We start from the raw sequence: 19,104 nt of genomic DNA, 5'->3' as shown, positions 1-19,104 counted from the left end.
AGTCTGCCCGCAAGCAGGAGAAGGATCCCGAGGGCCGGATGCCCCTCGTGGAGCACCTGCGCGAACTCCGCAACCGCATGGCGAAGGGACTCCTCGCCATCACCGCGGTGACGATCGTGGCCCTCGTGTACAGCGAGGAGCTCATGCAGTTCCTGGCGGATCCGGTGCCCAAGTGCCCAGATGGCGTCACCAGTGACGGCGGCAACTGCGCGCAGGTCGTCTTCAACACGCTGATGGCCCCCTTCAGCACGACGATCCAGCTGTCGCTGACCGCGGGACTCGTCATCGCCAGCCCCGTCTGGCTCTACCAGCTGTGGGCCTTCGTCGCGCCCGGACTGCACAAGAGCGAGAAGAAGTACACGTACGCCTTCGTCGGCGCGGCCGTGCCGCTGTTCTCCGCCGGCGCCTACCTCGCGTACCTGATCCTCCCCATCAGCGTGAAGGTGCTCATCAGCCTCACGCCCGCCGGCTCGGCGAACCTCCTCTCGCTCGGTGACGTCCTCGACTTCACCCTGCGCATGGTGCTCGTCTTCGGCCTCGCCTTCGAGCTGCCGCTCGTCCTGGTGATGCTCAACCTCACCGGTGTCCTCACCGGACGCCGGATGGCCGGCTGGTGGCGCGGCGTGATCATGGGCGTCTTCGTCTTCGGCGCCGTCATCACCCCGACCACCGACCCCGTCGGCATGATCGCCCTCGCCGGGCCCATCACCGTGCTGTACTTCGGGGCCGTCGGCTTCGCCCTCCTCAACGACCGGCGACGCAAGCGCAACAACCCCGACGCCGAACTCGACGACGACGAGGCCTCGGCGCTGGACCTGACCCCCGAGACCGTCGGGGCCATCGAACCGGTCGGCGCCTCCCGGGCCCTGCCCGAGCAGGCCACCGGAGAGCCGGGCGGGACCATCGCGCACCGGGCCAACGGTTACGACGACATCACCTGATCTTGTCGGGTCCCCCCAGATTCCGTCCGGGGGGACCCCCATGACCAGCGAGCTCACCCTTCTCGTCAACCCCACCGCGGGCCGCGGCCGCGGCGCCCACGCCGCAGAATCCGCCGCCCGCATCCTCCGGGACGCCGGATTCTCCGTCCGTACCGTCCTCGGGCACGACGCCGCCGACGCCCTGCTACGCGCGCGTGAAGCCGTCGCCGCAGGCACCGAAGCCCTCGTCACCGTCGGCGGGGACGGCATGATCTCCCTCGCGCTCCAGGCCGTCGCCGAGACCCGTACCCCCCTCGGAATCATCCCCGCGGGGACCGGCAACGACTTCGCCCGGACCCTCGGCCTGCCCGTCCGCGACCCTGCCGCGGCGGCACGCGTCACCGCACAGCTCCTCCGGTCCACGGGCGCCCGGAGCATCGACCTCGGACGGATCGGCCGTGCGGAGAACGCCGAGGACGCCGAGGAATCCGACGACGTCCAGGAGGCTGCCGGGGACTCCGCCGTCGGCCGCTGGTACGGCACCGTCCTCGCCTCCGGCTTCGACTCCCGCGTCAACGACCGTGGCAACCGCATGCGCATCCCCGCCGGACGCTTCAAGTACGACCTCGCGATCCTCGCCTAACTGGCCGGCTTCCGCCCCGTCCCGTACCGCCTCACCCTCGACGACGGACGCGTCGTCGAGACCGACGCGACCCTCGTCGCCGTCGGCAACGGCAGCTCCTACGGCGGCGGCATGCGGATCTGCGCCGACGCCCGCCCCGACGACGGACTCCTCGACGTCACCGTCGTCGGCGACTGTGACCGCAGGACCCTGATCAAGGTCTTCCCCCGCGTCTACAAGGGCACCCACCTCAGCCACCCGAAGGTCACCACGTACCGGGTCCGCTCCCTCACCCTCGACGCCCCCGACACCACCGGATACGCCGACGGCGAGCCCCTCGGCCCGCTGCCCCTCACCGTCTTCTGCGTCCCGGGCGCCCTGCGCGTCCTGGCCCCGCTCCCTGCTCCCGCCTCCGCCGAGGGAGCCGCCGAGGACCCCGGAACCGGGCCCTCCACATCCCCTCGATAAAGATCGCGTCACTGTCACAGGGGGCGGGTAGGCTCGATATCAAGATGACAGAGGACCTCACACCAGCCCAGGCGTACGCGGCCGCGAAAGCCCGCAACGCCGAAGCGGCCACCGCGCTGGCCCCCTTCCGCGAGATGTACGAGTTCGATCTGGACCCCTTCCAGATCGAGGCCTGCCGGGCGCTCGAGTCGGGCAAGGGCGTACTCGTCGCCGCGCCCACGGGCTCCGGCAAGACCATCGTCGGCGAGTTCGCCGTCCACCTCGCCCTCACCCAGGGCCGCAAGTGCTTCTACACGACCCCGATCAAGGCGCTGTCGAACCAGAAGTACGCCGACCTCGTCAAGCGGTACGGCAACGACAAGGTCGGCCTGCTCACCGGTGACAACAGCGTCAACGGCGATGCGCCCATCGTGGTCATGACCACCGAAGTCCTCCGCAACATGCTGTACGCGGGATCCCAGGCCCTCTCCGGCCTCGGCTACGTGGTCATGGACGAGGTCCACTACCTCTCCGACCGCTTCCGCGGCGCCGTCTGGGAGGAAGTGATCATCCACCTCCCCGAGTCGGTCACCCTCGTCTCGCTCTCCGCGACCGTGTCCAACGCCGAGGAGTTCGGCGACTGGCTCGACACCGTCCGCGGCGACACCGAGGTCATCGTCTCCGAGAGCCGCCCCGTCCCGCTCTGGCAGCACGTCCTCGCCGGACGCCGGATGTACGACCTCTTCGAGGAGGAGACCGACCACGGCGGCCGCGGCGCCTCCCGGCGCGAGGTCAACCCCGACCTCCAGCGCCTCGCCCGCACCGAGAACACGCGCACGTACAACCCGCGCGACCGGCGACGCGGCAAGATGGTCCGCGAGGCGGACCGCGAGCGCGAGCGCCGCCAGCGCTCCCGCATCTGGACCCCCGGCCGCCCCGAGGTCATCGAGCGCCTCGACGCCGAAGGGCTCCTGCCCGCCATCACCTTCATCTTCAGTCGCGCCGGCTGCGAGGCCGCCGTCCAGCAGTGCCTCTACGCCGGACTCCGGCTCAACGACGACGAGGGGCGCCGCCGCGTCCGCGAGATCGTCGAGGAGCGCACCGCCGCCATCCCCAGCGAGGACCTCCACGTCCTCGGCTACTACGAGTGGCTCGAAGCCCTGGAGCGGGGCATCGCCGCCCACCACGCCGGCATGCTCCCGACCTTCAAGGAGGTCGTCGAGGACCTCTTCGTGAAGGGCCTCGTCAAGGCCGTCTTCGCCACCGAGACGCTCGCCCTGGGCATCAACATGCCCGCGCGCACCGTCATCCTGGAGAAGCTCGTCAAGTGGAACGGCGAGCAGCACGCCGACATCACCCCCGGCGAGTACACCCAGCTCACCGGCCGTGCCGGCCGCCGCGGCATCGACGTCGAGGGCCACGCCGTCGTCCTCTGGCAGCGCGGTCTCGACCCGGACCACCTCGCCGGACTCGCCGGCACGCGCACGTACCCGCTGCGCTCCAGCTTCAAGCCGTCGTACAACATGGCGGTCAACCTCGTCGAAGGCTTCGGCCGACACCGCTCCCGCGAGCTTCTCGAAACGTCCTTCGCCCAGTTCCAGGCCGACCGCTCCGTCGTCGGCATCTCCCGGCAGGTGCAGAAGAACGAAGAGGGCCTCGACGGCTACCGCGAGGGCATGACCTGCCACCTCGGAGACTTCGAGGAGTACGCGCGGCTCCGCCGCGACCTCAAGGACCGCGAGACCGAACTGGCCCGCCAGGGCGCCGCACAGCGCCGCGCCCAGGCCGCCGGCTCCCTGGAGAAGCTCAAGCCCGGCGACGTCATCCACGTCCCCACCGGCAAGTTCGCCGGACTCGCCCTCGTCCTCGACCCGGGCATCCCGGCCGGCCGCACCAACGGCCACCGCGGCTTCGAGCACCACGACGGGCCACGCCCCCTCGTCCTCACCGCCGAGCGGCAGGTCAAGCGACTCGCCTCCATCGACTTCCCCGTCCCGGTCGAGGCGCTGGAGCGGATGAGGATCCCCAAGTCCTTCAACCCGCGCTCCCCGCAGTCCCGTCGCGACCTCGCCTCCGCGCTGCGGAGCAAGGCCGGACACATCAACCCCGAGCGTCACCACAAGCAGCGCTCCGCCGCCGCCGACGACCGCGAGATCGCCCGGCTGCGCACCGAGATCCGCGCCCATCCCTGCCACGGCTGCGACGAGCGCGAGGACCACGCCCGCTGGGCCGAGCGCTACCACCGTCTCCAGCGCGACACCCAGCAGCTGGAGCGGCGCATCGAGGGCCGCACCAACACCATCGCGCGCACCTTCGACCGGATCGTCGCGCTCCTCACCGAGCTCGACTACCTGCGCGGCAACGAGGTCACGGAGAACGGCAAGCGGCTCGCCCGGCTCTACGGCGAACTCGACCTGCTGGCCAGCGAATGCCTCCGCGACGGTGTCTGGGAGGGCCTGACCCCGGCCGAACTGGCCGCCTGCGTCTCGGCGCTGGTGTTCGAGGCGCGCCAGTCCGACGACGCCGTCGCACCCAAGCTGCCCGCGGGCAACGCCAAGGCGGCGCTCGGCGAGATGGTCAGGATCTGGGGCCGCCTCGACGCACTCGAAGAGGAATTCAAGATCAACCAGGCGGAGGGGGTCGGCCAGCGCGAACCCGATCTCGGATTCGCCTGGGCCGCCTACCAGTGGGCCTCCGACAAGGGCCTCGACGAGGTACTGCGCGAGGCCGAGATGCCCGCCGGTGACTTCGTCCGCTGGTGCAAGCAGGTCATCGACGTCCTCGGACAGATCGCCGCGGCGGCGCCCAGGGAGAACAGCACCGTCGCCAAGAACGCCAGGAAGGCAGTGGACGCGCTGCTGCGAGGTGTCGTCGCCTACAGCTCGGTGGGCTGACGGCTCCCGATCCCTCCCTTCCCTCCCTTCAGGCCGAGTGCCCGTGGCGATCACGCCACGGGCACTCGGCCTTTTCCGGACGCCGGAACGCGGTTGTCCACAGGCCGTCGTCCACAGGGGTGGCGCAGGCAGGGGCATTCCGATTGCATGGACTCACAAGCAGGGAAGGCCAGTTGGGGAGGGGACGTTCATGACCACGCAAGCCGGTCATCCGCACGCCGGAACACAGGGCGAGGGGCAGCCGACGGAGGCGCGGGCAGTGGCGCCGGCAGCGATTCCGGTTGTCGTCGACGGGCCGCGAGGCGTGCCCCTCCTCGGCAGCCTGCCCGCCTTCGGCAAGAACCCGCTGGCCTTCTTCGAACAGCTCCGGGACCGCGGCGACTTCGTCCGCTGGCGCTTCGGCCGCAAGCCCTCCCTCTTCATCGCCCACCCCGACACCGTCGGCGAACTCCTCACCGAGGTCGAGCGCTCCTTCGACCAGCCGGACCTGGGCATCGCCTTCCGCACCCTCCTCGGCAACGGTGTCATCGTCTCCAAGGGCGCCGACTGGCGCCGCAAGCGCTCCCTGGTGCAGCCCTCCGTCCGGCCCAAGCAGGTCCGCTCCTACGCGTCGACCATGACCGAATGCGCCGTCGCCCTCGCCGACCGGTGGACCGACGGGCAGCCCATCGACATCAAGAAGGAGATGGCGGCCCTCACCCAACTCATCGCCGTCCGCACCATCTTCGGCGTCGACACCGCCGCCGACGCCGAAGCCATCGGGCAGGCCATGGACGTCGCACAGAAGGAGATCGGCGCCGAGTTCAGCGGCATCGGAGCCGTACTGCCCGACTGGCTTCCGACCCCCGGACGCGCCCGCATCAAGCGCGCCACCACCGTCATCGACGCGGAGGTCTCCCGCGTCGTCTCCCGCCACCGCGACGGCGAGACCGAACGCCCGGACCTCCTCAGCCGGCTGCTCGCCGCCCGCGACGAGACCGGCGCACCCCTCTCCGACCAGGAGATCCGCGACGAGACCGTCACCCTCTACATCGGCGGCCACGAGACGACCAGCTCCACGCTCGTCTGGGCCTGGTACCTGCTCTCCCGGAACCCCCAGGTCCGCGACGCCCTCACCGAGGAACTCGACCGGGTCCTCGCCGACCACGAACCCGGCTACGACGACTACGCCTCCCTCACCTACACCCAGGCGGTCATCAAGGAGACCCTCCGCCTCTACCCCACGATCTGGCTGATCACCGGCCTCGCGAAGGAAGGCGCCACCCTCGGCGGAACACCCGTCCCCGCAGGCACCCGCGTCTGGTCCAGCCAGTGGGCCACACACCGGGACCCCCGCTGGTACGGCGACGCCGAGGCGTTCCGCCCGGAGCGCTGGATCGAACGGGACGACGAACCCGCCGAGGAGATACCCGAGTACGCCTGGTTCCCCTTCGGCGGCGGCCCCCGCGTCTGCCTCGGCACCCGCTTCGCCCTGGTCGAAGCCGTCCTGGTCCTCGCGGTCCTGGCCCGCCGCTACCACCTGGACCTCACCACCGACGAGATCCTCCCGGTCCCGAGCCTCACCCTCCAACCGGACCGCGACGTCCTGGCGACGGTGCGGGCACGGGGCTGACGCACCGTCCGGGCTTCCGGGTGCGGCTATCGTCACCGGATGTCTGCAGATCCCGAGAAGTTCGACACCGCGATGACCGCCTGGCAGGAATGGCAGGAGGCCCGGTCCTTGAGGACCTGGGGTGCCACGACGTCCGGCACTACGGCATCCGCAGCTTCTGCGACTACATCACCGACGACGCCCGCAGGTACGACCAGACCTACTACGACGACCTGGAGCGACTGGAACTCGCCACCACCGCGCGAGCGCCGTACATGCACACCGCGCGACTGTTCCAACTGACGGCACGGAAGCGCACCGACTCCGGGGGTGGGACCGACGGACGGGCCGCCCGCCGCGGCTGACGGAACGGGTGGTGCCCGCGCCTGTTCCGGGGACCGGTGACGCTGGGGTCGAGGCGCTCCAGGACGGCTCGGCAGGCAGCGCGAGTGCACGCCGCCCCACCCGGACGCGGGACTTGACCGCTAGAGAGTCCCCGCCGCACGACCGCGACTCGCCAGGGCCGTGGCCAGGTCCCGGAGGTCGTCGGCCGCCAGGACCCGGTCGCCGAAGCCGGGCAGGGGAACGTGGAGGGTGGACGTCCAGCGGGCGGGGATCGCGGCGGCGCCGTGGACGGCGCCGGCCAGCATGCCGGTCACGGCCGCGACCGTGTCGGTGTCCCCGCCCAGGTCGACCGCCGCCACGACGGCCTCTTCGAGGGTGGACGTCGTGCGCAGCGCCCACACCGCCGAACCGAGACAGGGCCAGACCGCGCCGTTGAACTCGGTGGCGTCGTCCGGATGCCAGCCGGGTGCCAGGACCTTCGCCCAGCGTTCCCGGTGCGCCGGGGCCACCTCGGCGAGGGTCGCGGGCAGGGCGGCGACCGGGTCCTCGCCGAGGAGGGCGACACGGATCAGCTCGTGGAGGATCGCCGTACCCTCCCAGGCGGCGCCGTCGCCGTGGGTCAGCGCGCTGATCCGGCGGGCCGCGTCCATCGTCTCCGCCCGTCCACGGGCCGCGAAGTACACGGCGGAGGTCGAGGCCCGCATCAACGAACCGTTTCCCGCGGCCCGCGCGTTGATCTGGAAGTGCATCGCGGCGGCCAGGTCCCAGGGGTCACCGCCGAGCAGCACCTGCTCGGTCTGGAGACCGATGTCCTTGGGGTCGGCGGCGGCCCAGCGGCGGAACCGGTCGAAGATGTCCGGCAGGTCGAGGCCGCCCTGTTCGAGGAGTGACTCGCCGACGAGGACGGCCATCTGCGTGTCGTCGGTCGCCTCGCCCGGATCCCAGCCGCCGCCCCCGCACAACTCCCCGACACCGTCCGGGAAGTGCTCCCGGAAGACCCCCGGGAGCCTGAACTCGAAAGGGGCGCCGAGGGCGTCGCCCGCGGCGGAGCCGAGGACGGCGCCCACGGACCGGTCGGTGTCTCGCATCCGGTCAGCGTAGAACAGCCGGTTCGGGCCGTCGTTGTCGCGCCCTGGTCGTCCACAGCGCCCGGACCACCAGGAACAGGGGCAGGCCGAGGGGGGAGAGAAGGATCGTCAGGACGAGGAGAGGAGCCATCAGCAGGGGTGGTACCGAGAGGCGACGGGCCTCTCGGTACATCCACTGACCGAGCAGCAGGTCCCAGGCGATGATCTGGGCCCAGATCGCCCCGGCGCCGTTCGCGTTGTCCATCAGATCGCGGAAGGTGTCGATGTCGGGACTGCTGACCGCCGTCCACAGTTCGGGTGCGACCGGGGCGGCCAGGACCGCCCAGACGGCCAGGATCGGCAGCACGGTCAGGGGCGAGCCCGCGACACGTTCGGTGATCCGCCACGCCGGCGCGAGGATCATCAGCAGCCAGACCGGCGCGGCGAGGAAGAACGTCAGCTCGAAGAGGAAGCCTGTCATGAGGTGACGTCCTCCGAGGGGGCGCGCGAGGGGGAGGGGGAGGGAGGGGCGGAGGGGGAGGGGGAGGAGGGCCCCCGGAGGGAGAGTGTCGCGGCTGCTCCGCCGAGCAGCACGATCGCCGCCGCGCCCCCCAGCGTCGCTCCGTCCGGTGCGAACAGCGCCTGGCCGCGCAGTGCCTGCCAGGTCAGCAGGACGAAGGTCGCCGTGTAGGCGGCCGAGGCCGTGAGGGTGAGCCGGAGCCGTACCCGTTCGTCCGCGAGGCGGGCGAAGCGCGGTGCGAGTGCGCTCAGGACGAGCAGCAGCAGGGGGAGCAGTTGGAGGGCGTGCATGCCGAAGAAGTGCGGTATGCGCAGGTCCCCGCCGTTGCTCGCCCAGCCGGTCAGCCCCATCGACGGGCCGCCGTCCGGTACTCCGACGGCGTGCGCGCCAACGATCGGGGAGTCGTCGACCGTCAGCTGTTCGGGGGTCGGCTGGACCATCAGGAAGCCCAAGGCGGCGCCCGCCAGGGCGATCAGCGAGGACAGCCGGACGGCCCAGGCCATGGCCCGGTCGAGGATCCTGGCGCGCAGCAGGAGGACTGCGATGACCAGCGCGCCCAGCCACAGCACGACGATGGTGGCGCCCATGAGTTGGAAGACGGTGCTGTCGAAGGGAGTCGCCTGGTTGAAGTGACTCCGTTTGCCGCGGATCACCTGGAGGGTGATGAGCACCATCTCGCCGACGCTGGCGACGGTGATCACGGTCCCGGCCCACCAGCCGACCCGGCGGCCCCGGGGCAGTAACGAGAGCATCCAGGCGAGCGACAGCGCGTACGCGACGAACGAGACCGAGAACTTGAACGGCTTGGTCCAGATCGGCACGCCGACCAGGACGCGGTCGTCGACGAAGATGCCGACGGCGGAGACCAGGGCGAGCGCGCCCATGGAGCCGGCGAACCAGACCAGTGGTCGGTGGAGCCGGGTGGTGGGTGGGTTGAGCGAGGACATACGGATCCCCCGTGAAGTATGGATAGCGGCACTAGCCGCTATCTGATAGCGCCACTATCTATGATGGGGGTGTCGGTCGGCAAGGCCGTTGCAGGACCAGGAAGGTGAATACGCCGTGCGCATCGGAGAGTTGAGTCGCAGGACCGGGGTGTCCGTGCCGACGGTCAAGTTCTACGTACGGGAAGGACTACTGCCGGCCGGGGAGTTGACGAGCCCGAACCAGGCCTCGTACGGGGAGGCGCATGTGCAGCGCCTCCGCCTGATCCGGGCGCTTCTCGACGTGGGCGGTCTGTCGGTCGCGAACATCCGCGAGGTGATCGTCGAGGTCGACGACCCCGAACGGCCGGTGCACAAACTGCTGGGCACGGTGGCCTCGGGGCTGGTCCCGCGCTACGCACGCGAGCCGGGTGCCGGCATCGAGGAGGCGCGGAAGCAGGTCGCGGAGCTGATCGCCGCGCGCGGCTGGCGCGCGAACCCGGGCAGCCCGGCCTCGGAGGCGCTGGCCGTGGCCCTCGCAGCTGTCGAAGAGGCCGGGCACGGCACGTTCGTCGAGGTCCTGGACGTGTACGCGGACGCGGCTGAGCAGGTGGCGCGAGCCGACCTGGAGTACGTGGCGCGCAATGTGGAGCGCGAGAAACTCGTGGAGAGCGTGGTCGTCGGCACGGTCATCGGCGACGCGATCTTCTCGGCGCTGCGGCGCCTGGCCCAGACGGACACCTCGGACCGCATGTACGGGCAGGCGACGTAACCAGGGCGTTGAAGGCCCGGGAACGGCGTGGGGCCGGGGAACGGCGTGGGGCCCGGGAACCCGTGTGGGGCCCGGGAACCCGTGTGGGGCCCGGGGAACGGCGTGGGGCCCGGGGGTTCACCCCCGGGCCCCACGCACCTCAAGCATCTTCCGTGCTCAGCGCCTCAGTTCTCCTGTTCGCGCTCCACCTGGTCGTTCCACTCGCGCTTGATCGCGCGCCACGCCTCGTCCGACTTCCCCTGGCGCCAGTAGCCCGAGATCGACAGCCGCTCGCGCGGGATCTCGCGGTCCAGCCGCAGGTGGCGGCGGAGGTCCTTCACGAAGCCCGCCTCGCCGTGGACGAAGGCGTGCACGTCGCCCGCCGGGAAGTCCAGGGTCTGCACGGCCTCGACGAGGGCCTCGCCCGCCGGTCGGTCGCCCCGGTGCAGCCAGGTGACGTGGACGCCGTCCTCCGTCGCGAACTTCTGCTCCTCGGCGGCGTCCGAGATCTCCACGAACGCGTGCACCCGCGCCCCCGCGGGCAGCCGCTCCAGCGCCACCGCGATCGCCGGGAGCGCGCTCTCGTCGCCCGCGAGCAGGTGCCAGTCCGCCGCCGGGTCCGGCGTGTAGCCGCCGCCGGGGCCGAGGAAGCGCATCGTGTCGCCCGCCTGGGCGCGCGCCGCCCACGGGCCCGCGAGGCCCTCGTCGCCGTGGACCACGAAGTCGATGGTCAGCTCGCGGTGGACCGGGTCCCAGGCCCGTACCGTGTACGTCCGGGTCGTCGGCCACTGCTCCCGGGGGAACTCCTCCCGGATCCGGTCCATGTCGAACGGCTCCGGGTAGGCGACGCCCTCGGGGGCGAAGAGCAGCTTCACGTAGTGGTCGGAGTACGCGCCGACCTCGAAGGCGTCGAGACCCGCGCCGCCCAGGACGACCCGCACCATGTGCGGGGTGATGCGCTCGGTGCGCACCACACGCGCTTCGGTGGCCTTCGGTGCCTTGCGGGTCTGCTCTGCCACGAGGGGCTCTCCTGACTCGACGTACTTAGGTATGCCTAAGCTAGCATCCCGAAGCCGTGTCGACCCAGCGTGGCCTGTTCTCGCCGGTACGACTCCGCCAGCTTTTCGCCGGTGCTCCGGTCGCCACTCCCGTCGGCTTTCCGGCTCCATCGCCGTCTCGCCGGTGTTCCCGTCAGCGCTCCAGGACCGGCAGCAGCCTGCCGACCGCCCCGCCGAGACCCCAGCGCTTCACCAGGGCGTCGAGCGCCGCCGGGTCGCGGGGGGCCTTCGGCAGGGTCGCGTCGAACTCCGGCAGAGGTACGTCCCCGGCGACGCGCACCACCGTCGGCGCCACGTCCAGGTATGCGGCGGCCTCCACGATCCCGCGCCGCTTGGCCGGCGTCAGCTTCGACGTCCGGTCCTCGGCCGCGGCCCGCACTCCGGCCAGATCCCCGTACTCCGTGATCAGCTGCGCGGCCGTCTTCTCGCCGATGCCCTTCACCCCGGGGAGGCCGTCGCTGGCGTCCCCGCGCAGCGCCGCGAAGTCCGCGTACTGGTCGGGGCGCACGCCGTACTTGGACTGGATCAGCTCCGCGTCCACGAGGTCGCAGTCGCCGACGCCCTTGCGCGGGTACAGCACGCGTACGCCCCGCGCGTCGTCCACCAGCTGGAACAGGTCCCGGTCGCCCGTGACGATGTCCACGGGCCCCGAAGCGTGTCCCGCGAGCGTCCCGATCACGTCGTCCGCCTCGTAGCCCGCCGCGCCGATCCGGGCGATGCCGAGCGCGGCCAGGACCTCCTCGATCACCGGCACCTGCGGGGAGAGCGTGTCCGGGATCTCCTCCTCGTCCGGGCCGGTCTCCGTCTCCACGGCCACCCGGTGCGCCTTGTACGAGGGGATCAGGTCCACCCGCCACTGCGGCCGCCAGTCGTTGTCCCAGCAGGCCACGAGATCGTCGGGGTGGTGGTCCTGTACGAGCCGGGTGATGAAGTCGAGCAGCCCGCGCACGGCGTTCACGGGTGAGCCGTCGGGGGCCCGGACGGAGTCCGGCACGCCGAAGTAGGCGCGGAAGTAGAGGCTGGCGGTGTCGAGGAGCATCAGGCGTCGAGTCACCCCCCTGATTTTAGGGCTCGGGTCGCTCCCGGGGCGCTTTCGAACCGGGGCGCAGGCCCGCCCCCGAGACCACGCAGGCTCCGCCCCGCGAACCCCTGGGCTCTGCCCCGCGACCACCCGGGCCCCGCCCCGCGACCACCCGGGGCGGCGGAAGCCCCACCCCCGTACGTGACCCCCGTCACGTTTGCGTTTGCACGCTGTGAAGCCGGGCAGGCGCGAGCCCGGAGCGGAACCCGGTACGGGATTCAACAAAAGGATCCCCGTACGCGACGGGCCCGCGGGCAGATCCCGCCCGCTCCACGGCCCGACCACGCGGGGGTGGCGGGGGCCGTTCTCGTCGCTACCCGTGAGGTTTATGTGTCCAGGCTCCAGGCCGACCACCTGTACAAGGTGTTCGGAAGACGACCCGACGAAGCCGTCCGCAGGCTCGCCGCCGGCGCCGACCGCGAGGAGCTGCGCGCCGAGGGGACGACAGCAGCCGTCGTGGACGCCGGTTTCACCGTCGAACCCGGCCAGATCTTCGTCGTGATGGGGCTTTCCGGATCCGGCAAGTCCACCCTTCTCCGCATGCTCAACGGCCTGCTCGAACCCACCGCCGGCCGGGTCCTCTTCGACGGACGTGACCTCACCGCGCTCTCCCCCCGCGAGATGCGCGCCGTCCGCTCCACCAAGATCAGCATGGTCTTCCAGCACTTCGCGCTGTTCCCGCACCGAAACGTTCTGGAGAACGCCGCCTACGGTCTGGAGGTCCAGGGCGTCCCGCGCGCCGAGCGCGAGACCCGGGCCACCGAGGCCCTCGAACTGTGCGGCCTCGCCGGCTGGGAGAAGTCCTGGCCCGACGAGCTCTCCGGCGGCATGCAGCAGCGCGTCGGCCTGGCCCGCGCGCTCGCCACCGACGCCGACCTGCTCCTCATGGACGAGTCCTTCAGCGCGCTCGACCCGCTCATCCGCCGCGACATGCAGGACCAGCTCCTCGTCCTCCAGCAGCGGCTGAAGAAGACCATCGTCTTCATCACCCACGACCTCAACGAGGCCATGCGCCTCGGCGACCGGATCGCCGTGATGCGCGACGGCCGGATCGTCCAGCTCGGCACCGCCGAGGACATCCTGGTCCGCCCCGCCGACGACTACGTCGCCTCCTTCATCCAGGACGTCGACCGCTCCCGGGTGCTCACCGCCTCCGCCGTCATGACGGGCGGCGCCACCCCGGCCGACTGCCCCGCCGACTGCGCCTGCCAGGCCGTCGGGCCCGACACGCTCGTCGCCGACCTGTGCGCCGTCGCCGCCCGCGCCCCGCACCCCGTGACCGTCGAGGACTCCGACGGCGCCGTCCTCGGAGTCGTACCGACGGAACGACTGCTCGCCGTCATGGGCGGGCTCGGCGCGAGGAGCGCCGACGACGCGAAGGACCCCGAGACCGTGCGGGTCGCCAAGGACGAGAAGGAGGTGACCGCCCGTGCCTAGGCTCCCCCTCGGCGAGTGGGTCGACAGCTCCGTCGACTGGCTCCAGGCCCGGTTCTCCTGGCTGTTCGACGCCATCAGCACCGGTGTCACCGGTCTCTACGACGGCATCGACGCCGTCCTGTCCGCGCCCCAGCCGCTGCTCTTCGCCGGCATCCTCGCCGTCGTTGCCTGGTGGCTGCGCGGGCTCGCCGCCGGTGTCCTCGCCTTCGCCGGTTTCGCGCTCGTCGACTCGGTCCAGCTGTGGGACGAGGCCATGGCGACGCTCTCGCTCGTCCTCGTCGCCACCCTGGTGACCCTCGTGATCGCCGTACCGCTCGGCATCTGGGCGGCCCGGTCCAAGACCGTCAGCGCCGTGCTGCGGCCGGTGCTCGACTTCATGCAGACCATGCCGGCGATGGTCTACCTCATCCCCGGCATCATCTTCTTCGGCGTCGGCGTCGTCCCCGGCATCATCGCCACCATCGTCTTCGCGCTGCCTCCGGGCGTCCGGATGACCGAGCTGGGCATCCGGCAGGTCGACGGCGAACTCGTCGAGGCCGCCGAGGCGTTCGGCACCACCCCGCGCAACACCCTGCTGCGCGTGCAGCTGCCGCTCGCCCTGCCGACGATCATGGCCGGTGTCAACCAGGTCATCATGCTCGGCCTGTCCATGGTCGTCATCGCCGGCATGGTCGGCGGCGGCGGGCTCGGCGGCGCCGTCTACCGCGCCATCGGCAACGTCGACATCGGCCTCGGCTTCGAGGCCGGCGTCTCCATCGTCGTCCTCGCCATGTACCTGGACCGGATGACCGGCGCCCTCGGCCGCCAGGTCTCCCCGCTGGGCCGCCGCGCCGCCGCCAAGGCCCGCGCCGCGCTGAGCGCGAAGCGGCCCGGGGCGAAGATCTGGGCGCACCGCCCGCAGCCCGTCACCGCCCTCGTCGGTGTCGTCGTCCTCGCCCTGGTCGCCGGCGGCACCGGCTTCCTCGGCTCCGGCGGCGCGAGCTCCACCACCGCATCGGGCCCGAACGGCGGTCACGGCAAGAAGATCAGCATCGGCTACATCCCCTGGGACGAGGGCATCGCCTCCACGTACCTCTGGAAGGAACTCCTGGAGCGCCGGGGGTACGAGGTCGACACCAAGCAGCTGGAGGCCGGCGCCCTCTACACGGGCCTGGCCGGCGGCCAGCTCGACTTCCAGACGGACTCCTGGCTCCCCGTCACCCACGCCCAGTACTGGGAGAAGTACAAGAACAAGCTGGAGGACCTCGGTTCCTGGTACGGCCCCACCTCCCTGGAGCTCTCCGTCCCCTCGTACGTGAAGGGCGTCGACTCCCTCGACGACCTCAAGGGCAAGGCCGGACAGTTCAAGGGCCGGATCATCGGCATCGAGCCCAGCGCCGGAATGATGGGCATCCTCAAGGACAAGGTCCTCAAGGAGTACGGCCTGGAGGGCGAGTACAAGGTCGTCGACGGCTCCACGCCCGGCATGCTCGCCGAGCTGAAGCGGGCGTACGAGCGCAAGGAACCGGTCGTCGTCACCCTCTGGTCGCCGCACTGGGCCTACTCCGCCCACGACCTGAAGAAGCTCGCCGACCCCAAGGGCTCCTGGGGCAAGGGCGACGGGGTCCACACCCTGGCCCGTAAGGGGTTCGCCGCCGAGAACCCCGAGGTCGGCGCCTGGCTGAAGAACTTCTCGCTGACCGAGAAGCAGCTCACGGACCTCGAAGCCGTCATCCAGGAGACCGGTAAGGGCAAGGAGCAGCAGGCCGTCCGCACCTGGCTGGACGGCAACCCCGGCCTCGCGGAGAAGCTCGCCCCGCAGTAGCCGCACGACGACGGACGGAGACCGGTGAGCGGCTCCTGTCCGAAAAGGGGTGGTCGCCGAACGTGTTCGGCGGCCACCCCTTTTCGTCACGACGCGAAACCCCGCCCCAAAGCTGCGTAAGGTTCAGGTAACCGCCCGGTACGGGTACGCACGAGGCACGAGGGAGGGAGCCGACATGGATGAGAAGGAATCACCCCGCGTGGGCGCGGCCGTCAAGAGGCGACGCAGAGCGCTCCAGCTCACCCTGGCCGTCGTCTCCTCCCGCAGCGGTCTCTCCGTGCCCTTCCTGAGCCAGGTCGAGAACGACCGCGCCAGACCCAGTCACCGCTCCCTGGAACTCGTCGCCAAGGCTCTGGAGACCACCGCCGGCGAACTCCTCGCCGCCGCCGAGGCCTCGCGTACCGTCGACGTCGTACGGGCCGAGGAGCTGTCCCCGGCGCTGCCCCCGGGCGTCCGGGCGATCGTCCGCGGCCGCCACCAGCTGCACGCCCTGGAGTTCACCGGCGAGCAGGACGCCGGACGCGAGTTCCAGCACCGCAACGACGAGCTGCTGTACGTGGCCGACGGCGCCGCCGAGGTCGAGGCCGAGGGCCGCGCGTACCGGCTCGGCCGGGGCGACACCCTCTATCTCTCCGGCGGGGTACGGCACCGCTGGCGGGCCACCGAGGCGGGCACCCGGCTGCTCGTCGTCGCCGTCGCCGAGCACGTCGAGGCCGAAGAGGAATGAGCGCGGGTCGCGGGACGGTGAGGAGAATCGTCTCCCTCGTGCCGTCCCTGACCGAGGCCGTCGCCGTCACCGCGCCCGGCGTACTCGTCGGCGCCACGGACTGGTGCGCCCACCCCGCCGACCTCGATGTCGTACGCGTCGGCGGCACCAAGAACCCGGACGTCCGCGCGATCGTCGCCCTCCGTCCCGACCTCGTCCTCGCCAACGAGGAGGAGAACCGTGCCCCCGACCTCGCCGAGCTGCGGGCCGCCGGGATCGACGTCCTGGTCACCGAGATCCGTACCCTCGACGAGGGCCTGCGCGAGCTGGAGCGGGTCCTCGCCGCCTGCGGCGGGCCCCGGCGGCCCCGCTGGCTCGACGAGGCCGAAGCCGCGTGGGCGGCGGTGACCCCGGAGGGGACGTACACCGCCGTCGTGCCGATCTGGCGCCGCCCCTGGATGGTCCTCGGCCGCGACACCTTCGCCGGTGACCTGCTCGCCCGCCTCGGGGTCCGCAATCTGTACGCCGATCACCCGGAGCGCTACCCGCGCCTTCCGCTCGACGAGCTCCGCGCCGCCGCGCCCGACCTGGTCGTCCTGCCCGACGAGCCGTACCGCTTCACGCGCGACGACGGTCCCGAGGCGTTTCCCGGGACCGCCGCCGCGCTCGTCGACGGTCGTCACCTCACCTGGTACGGGCCGTCGCTCGCGGAGGCGCCGCGGGCGCTGGCGCGGGCCCTGCGAGCAGCGCACCGCTGACCAGGCCGCGCACGGTGTGTGTCCCGGCGACCAGCCAGGCCGCGACGAGGATCACGTACAGACCGATCGCGAGCCACCGGAAGGCGGCGAGGCCGGTGTGCTGGGCGAGCCCCTCGGCGCCGGTCACGCACGTGCCGACCGGGAAGGTGAAGGCCCAGAAGGTCATCGCGAAGCCCATGCCCTGGCGGCGCGCCCGCAGCACCATCGCCCCGGCGAGTGCCAGCCAGAGCAGCGCGAAGCCCATGACGGGCACGCCGTAGAGGACGGCGAAGGAGGCGAAGCCGTGGGCGTACGGGGCGGGGAGCACGCCCGGGGCCACATCGGCGAACTTGTTCGCGGCGGTCGTCGACTGGCCGAGCGGGCCGAGGACGAGGAAGAGGGTGGGGGTGAGCGCGAGGGGCAGCGGGCCGCCGGTGACGAGCCGGCCGAAGACCAGCGGCAGCATGACCAGGGTGGCGAGGAGGCTGACGCCGAACATCGCCCAGCAGGCGAGGAGCAGGGTCTCCTGCGCCTGACCGGCGGGCAGATGGGGCACGAGCAGCGGGCCGAGGGCGGCGGAGACCATGGGGGCGACGACCGGCAGCAGCCACACGGGGGACGCGTTCTCGATCCGGTGGTGCACGACCATGAGGTACGGGATGCCCACCGCGGCCGCCAGGCCGATCACGGTTCCGGCGGTGAACAGGACGGTGTCGAGCGCCACGGCCGCCGGGAGCCCGATCCAGTCCCTGCCGACGATCATCGCCCCGCCGCCGACCGCGAGCAGCGCCATCGAGAGGCAGCCGTAGAACGGCGCCATGGCGGGGTCCAGGAGGTGGGCGCGGGCCTGGTCGCGGTGGTGGATCCAGTGCGCCGTGCGTGCGGTGACCAGGACGAGCAGCATCGCGAGGGACAGGGCCCAGACCGCGGCGCAGGCGGTACGGAGACCGGGAAGGTCCAGGGGGAGCGCGGCGCCCGCGTTGGCCACGATGGCGGTACCCATCACGGAGGCGTACCAGTTGGGTCCGAGGTGACGGACGGAACGGGCCGGGGAGGCCGTCGGCCGGGCGCCGGGGGTGGTGGCGCGGAGGGCCGGAAGGGGAGGTGCGAGGCTTGCCATGGCTCCACCGTCGTCCGATTCCTCTGCCCCCACCAGGGATCTTGCGGCTATGACGTCATAAGCTGGCTTTATGAGCAGCAACGGGGAGCGGCACGGGGATCAGTACGGGGAGCAGCCCACGGGCGGGCGCCGGGCCGAGGCGTACGGCGCCGAGGTCAGGGCCCAGCTCCACCACCGGGTCCCGGACCTCGGCGCGCTCGAACTGCTCCTCGCCGTCGCCCGGCACGGGAGCCTCGGCGCCGCCGCCCGCGAGGTCGGCATCACCCAGCCCGCCGCCAGCAGCCGCATCCGTTCGATGGAGCGGCAGCTCGGCGTGGCCCTGGTCGACCGTTCGCCGCGCGGCTCACGGCTCACCGACGCCGGAGCGCTCGTCACCGACTGGGCGCGCCGGATCGTGGAGGCGGCCGAGGCCTTCGACGCCGGTGCCCAGGCGCTGCGCGGGCGGCGGGACTCCCGACTGCGGGTGGCGGCGTCGATGACGATCGCCGAGTACCTGCTGCCGGGCTGGCTGATCGCGCTGCGCGCCGAGCGCCCCGACACGGCCGTGTCGCTGCAGGCCGGGAACTCGGCGGTGGTCGCGGAACGACTCCTCGCGAACGAGGCGGACATCGGCTTCGTGGAGGGGCTCGCCGTGCCGGACGGCCTCGACGGGGTCGTCGTCGCGCACGACCGGCTCGCGATCGTCGCCGCACCCTCGCACCCTTGGGCCCGCCGCCGAAGCCCGCTGGACCCGGCGGAGCTGGCGGCGACTCCGCTGGTCCTGCGGGAACGCGGCTCCGGCACCCGTCAGGTCCTGGACGCGGCGCTCTCCGGCCACGGAGGCCTCGCGCAGCCGCTCCTCGAACTCGCCTCCACCACCGCGGTGAAGGCCGCCGCGGTGAGCGGGGCGGGCCCGGCCGTCCTCAGCGAACTGGCGATCGCCGAGGAGCTCGCCTCCCGTCGGCTGGTCGAGATCCCCGTCCAGGGGGTCCGGCTGCGCCGCGACCTCCGGGCCGTCTGGCCCACCGGCCACCGTCCGACGGGCCCGGCCCGCGACCTGTTGTCCCTGACCCGGGCTCGCCCGACGGGCTGAACATCGGAG

Annotated in this window: 16 protein-coding genes and 1 pseudogene; 11 read left to right on the top strand and 6 right to left on the bottom strand. The window is 71.8% G+C overall.

Annotated features, from left to right (window positions below; translation table 11 throughout):
* The first annotated feature begins 38 nt into the window (after positions 1 to 38).
* The 5 genes and pseudogenes from tatC to OG514_RS01330 all read left to right on the top strand — a co-directional run bounded on the left by tatC (position 39) and on the right by OG514_RS01330 (position 6,839).
* Complete coding sequence (tatC, locus tag OG514_RS01350) at positions 39 to 941, top strand: twin-arginine translocase subunit TatC (protein WP_266900710.1); 903 nt, start codon at positions 39 to 41, stop codon at positions 939 to 941.
* Positions 942 to 981: 40 nt separating this feature from the next.
* Positions 982 to 2,010 (top strand): annotated as a pseudogene (locus OG514_RS01345) (diacylglycerol kinase).
* A 44-nt stretch (positions 2,011 to 2,054) separates the two neighbouring features.
* Positions 2,055 to 4,883: an RNA helicase gene (locus OG514_RS01340; protein WP_266889940.1), complete on the top strand. Its 2,829-nt coding sequence runs from the start codon at positions 2,055 to 2,057 to the stop codon at positions 4,881 to 4,883.
* 190 nt (positions 4,884 to 5,073) lie between these two features.
* Positions 5,074 to 6,495, top strand: a complete 1,422-nt coding sequence (locus OG514_RS01335) for a cytochrome P450 (RefSeq protein WP_266889938.1) — start codon at positions 5,074 to 5,076, stop codon at positions 6,493 to 6,495.
* A gap of 89 nt (positions 6,496 to 6,584) precedes the next feature.
* On the top strand, positions 6,585 to 6,839 hold the full coding sequence (locus tag OG514_RS01330; protein ID WP_266889936.1) for a hypothetical protein: 255 nt from the start codon (positions 6,585 to 6,587) through the stop codon (positions 6,837 to 6,839).
* Positions 6,840 to 6,959: 120 nt separating this feature from the next.
* On the opposite strand, the gene OG514_RS01325 is transcribed toward OG514_RS01330, so the two are convergent.
* The 3 genes from OG514_RS01325 to OG514_RS01315 are packed head-to-tail and all read right to left on the bottom strand — an operon-like array spanning position 6,960 to position 9,353.
* Complete coding sequence (locus OG514_RS01325; protein ID WP_266889934.1) at positions 6,960 to 7,907, bottom strand: ADP-ribosylglycohydrolase family protein; 948 nt, start codon at positions 7,905 to 7,907, stop codon at positions 6,960 to 6,962.
* A gap of 4 nt (positions 7,908 to 7,911) precedes the next feature.
* On the bottom strand, positions 7,912 to 8,367 hold the full coding sequence (locus OG514_RS01320) for an ABA4-like family protein (RefSeq protein WP_266889933.1): 456 nt from the start codon (positions 8,365 to 8,367) through the stop codon (positions 7,912 to 7,914).
* A complete protein-coding gene (locus tag OG514_RS01315) occupies positions 8,364 to 9,353 on the bottom strand; it encodes a hypothetical protein (protein WP_266889931.1) in 990 nt (329 codons plus the stop codon). Before OG514_RS01315 ends, OG514_RS01320 begins: the two co-directional genes overlap by 4 nt.
* Before the next feature lie 115 nt (positions 9,354 to 9,468).
* Here OG514_RS01315 and OG514_RS01310 point away from each other — a divergent pair, with 115 nt between their 5' ends.
* The gene (locus OG514_RS01310) at positions 9,469 to 10,101 is read left to right on the top strand and encodes a MerR family transcriptional regulator (RefSeq protein ID WP_266889929.1); all 633 of its coding nucleotides are present in this window, start codon (positions 9,469 to 9,471) and stop codon (positions 10,099 to 10,101) included.
* Between the two features lie 164 nt (positions 10,102 to 10,265).
* Here OG514_RS01310 and OG514_RS01305 read toward each other — a convergent pair whose 3' ends face one another.
* Positions 10,266 to 11,099 carry a siderophore-interacting protein gene (locus tag OG514_RS01305; protein ID WP_266889927.1) on the bottom strand — a complete coding sequence of 278 codons (834 nt, stop codon included), beginning with the start codon at positions 11,097 to 11,099 and terminating at the stop codon, positions 10,266 to 10,268.
* A 172-nt stretch (positions 11,100 to 11,271) separates the two neighbouring features.
* Positions 11,272 to 12,192, bottom strand: coding sequence for a 5'-3' exonuclease (locus OG514_RS01300; RefSeq protein WP_266889925.1), 921 nt, complete (start codon positions 12,190 to 12,192; stop codon positions 11,272 to 11,274).
* A 357-nt stretch (positions 12,193 to 12,549) separates the two neighbouring features.
* Between OG514_RS01300 and OG514_RS01295 the strand changes: the two genes are divergently transcribed.
* From OG514_RS01295 to OG514_RS01280, 4 genes are all read left to right on the top strand, one after another.
* A complete protein-coding gene (locus OG514_RS01295; protein WP_266889923.1) occupies positions 12,550 to 13,656 on the top strand; it encodes a glycine betaine/L-proline ABC transporter ATP-binding protein in 1,107 nt (368 codons plus the stop codon).
* Positions 13,649 to 15,460: an ABC transporter permease/substrate binding protein gene (locus OG514_RS01290; RefSeq protein ID WP_266889921.1), complete on the top strand. Its 1,812-nt coding sequence runs from the start codon at positions 13,649 to 13,651 to the stop codon at positions 15,458 to 15,460. The genes OG514_RS01295 and OG514_RS01290 overlap by 8 nt, the downstream gene beginning before the upstream one ends.
* A gap of 175 nt (positions 15,461 to 15,635) precedes the next feature.
* On the top strand, positions 15,636 to 16,187 hold the full coding sequence (locus OG514_RS01285) for a helix-turn-helix domain-containing protein (protein ID WP_266889919.1): 552 nt from the start codon (positions 15,636 to 15,638) through the stop codon (positions 16,185 to 16,187).
* Positions 16,184 to 16,924: a helical backbone metal receptor gene (locus OG514_RS01280; protein ID WP_266889917.1), complete on the top strand. Its 741-nt coding sequence runs from the start codon at positions 16,184 to 16,186 to the stop codon at positions 16,922 to 16,924. Before OG514_RS01285 ends, OG514_RS01280 begins: the two co-directional genes overlap by 4 nt.
* Here OG514_RS01280 and OG514_RS01275 read toward each other — a convergent pair.
* Positions 16,851 to 18,023 carry a TDT family transporter gene (locus tag OG514_RS01275; RefSeq protein WP_266889915.1) on the bottom strand — a complete coding sequence of 391 codons (1,173 nt, stop codon included), beginning with the start codon at positions 18,021 to 18,023 and terminating at the stop codon, positions 16,851 to 16,853. The two genes, OG514_RS01280 and OG514_RS01275, sit on opposite strands and share 74 nt — an antisense overlap.
* A gap of 70 nt (positions 18,024 to 18,093) precedes the next feature.
* Between OG514_RS01275 and OG514_RS01270 the strand changes: the two genes are divergently transcribed.
* Positions 18,094 to 19,095, top strand: a complete 1,002-nt coding sequence (locus OG514_RS01270; RefSeq protein ID WP_266889913.1) for a LysR family transcriptional regulator — start codon at positions 18,094 to 18,096, stop codon at positions 19,093 to 19,095.
* The last annotated feature ends 9 nt before the right edge of the window (positions 19,096 to 19,104 follow it).

Source organism: Streptomyces sp. NBC_00572 (assembly GCF_026341815.1).
Taxonomy (GTDB): Bacteria; Actinomycetota; Actinomycetes; order Streptomycetales; family Streptomycetaceae; genus Streptomyces.
This window is presented reverse-complemented; position numbering and strand designations above follow the sequence as displayed.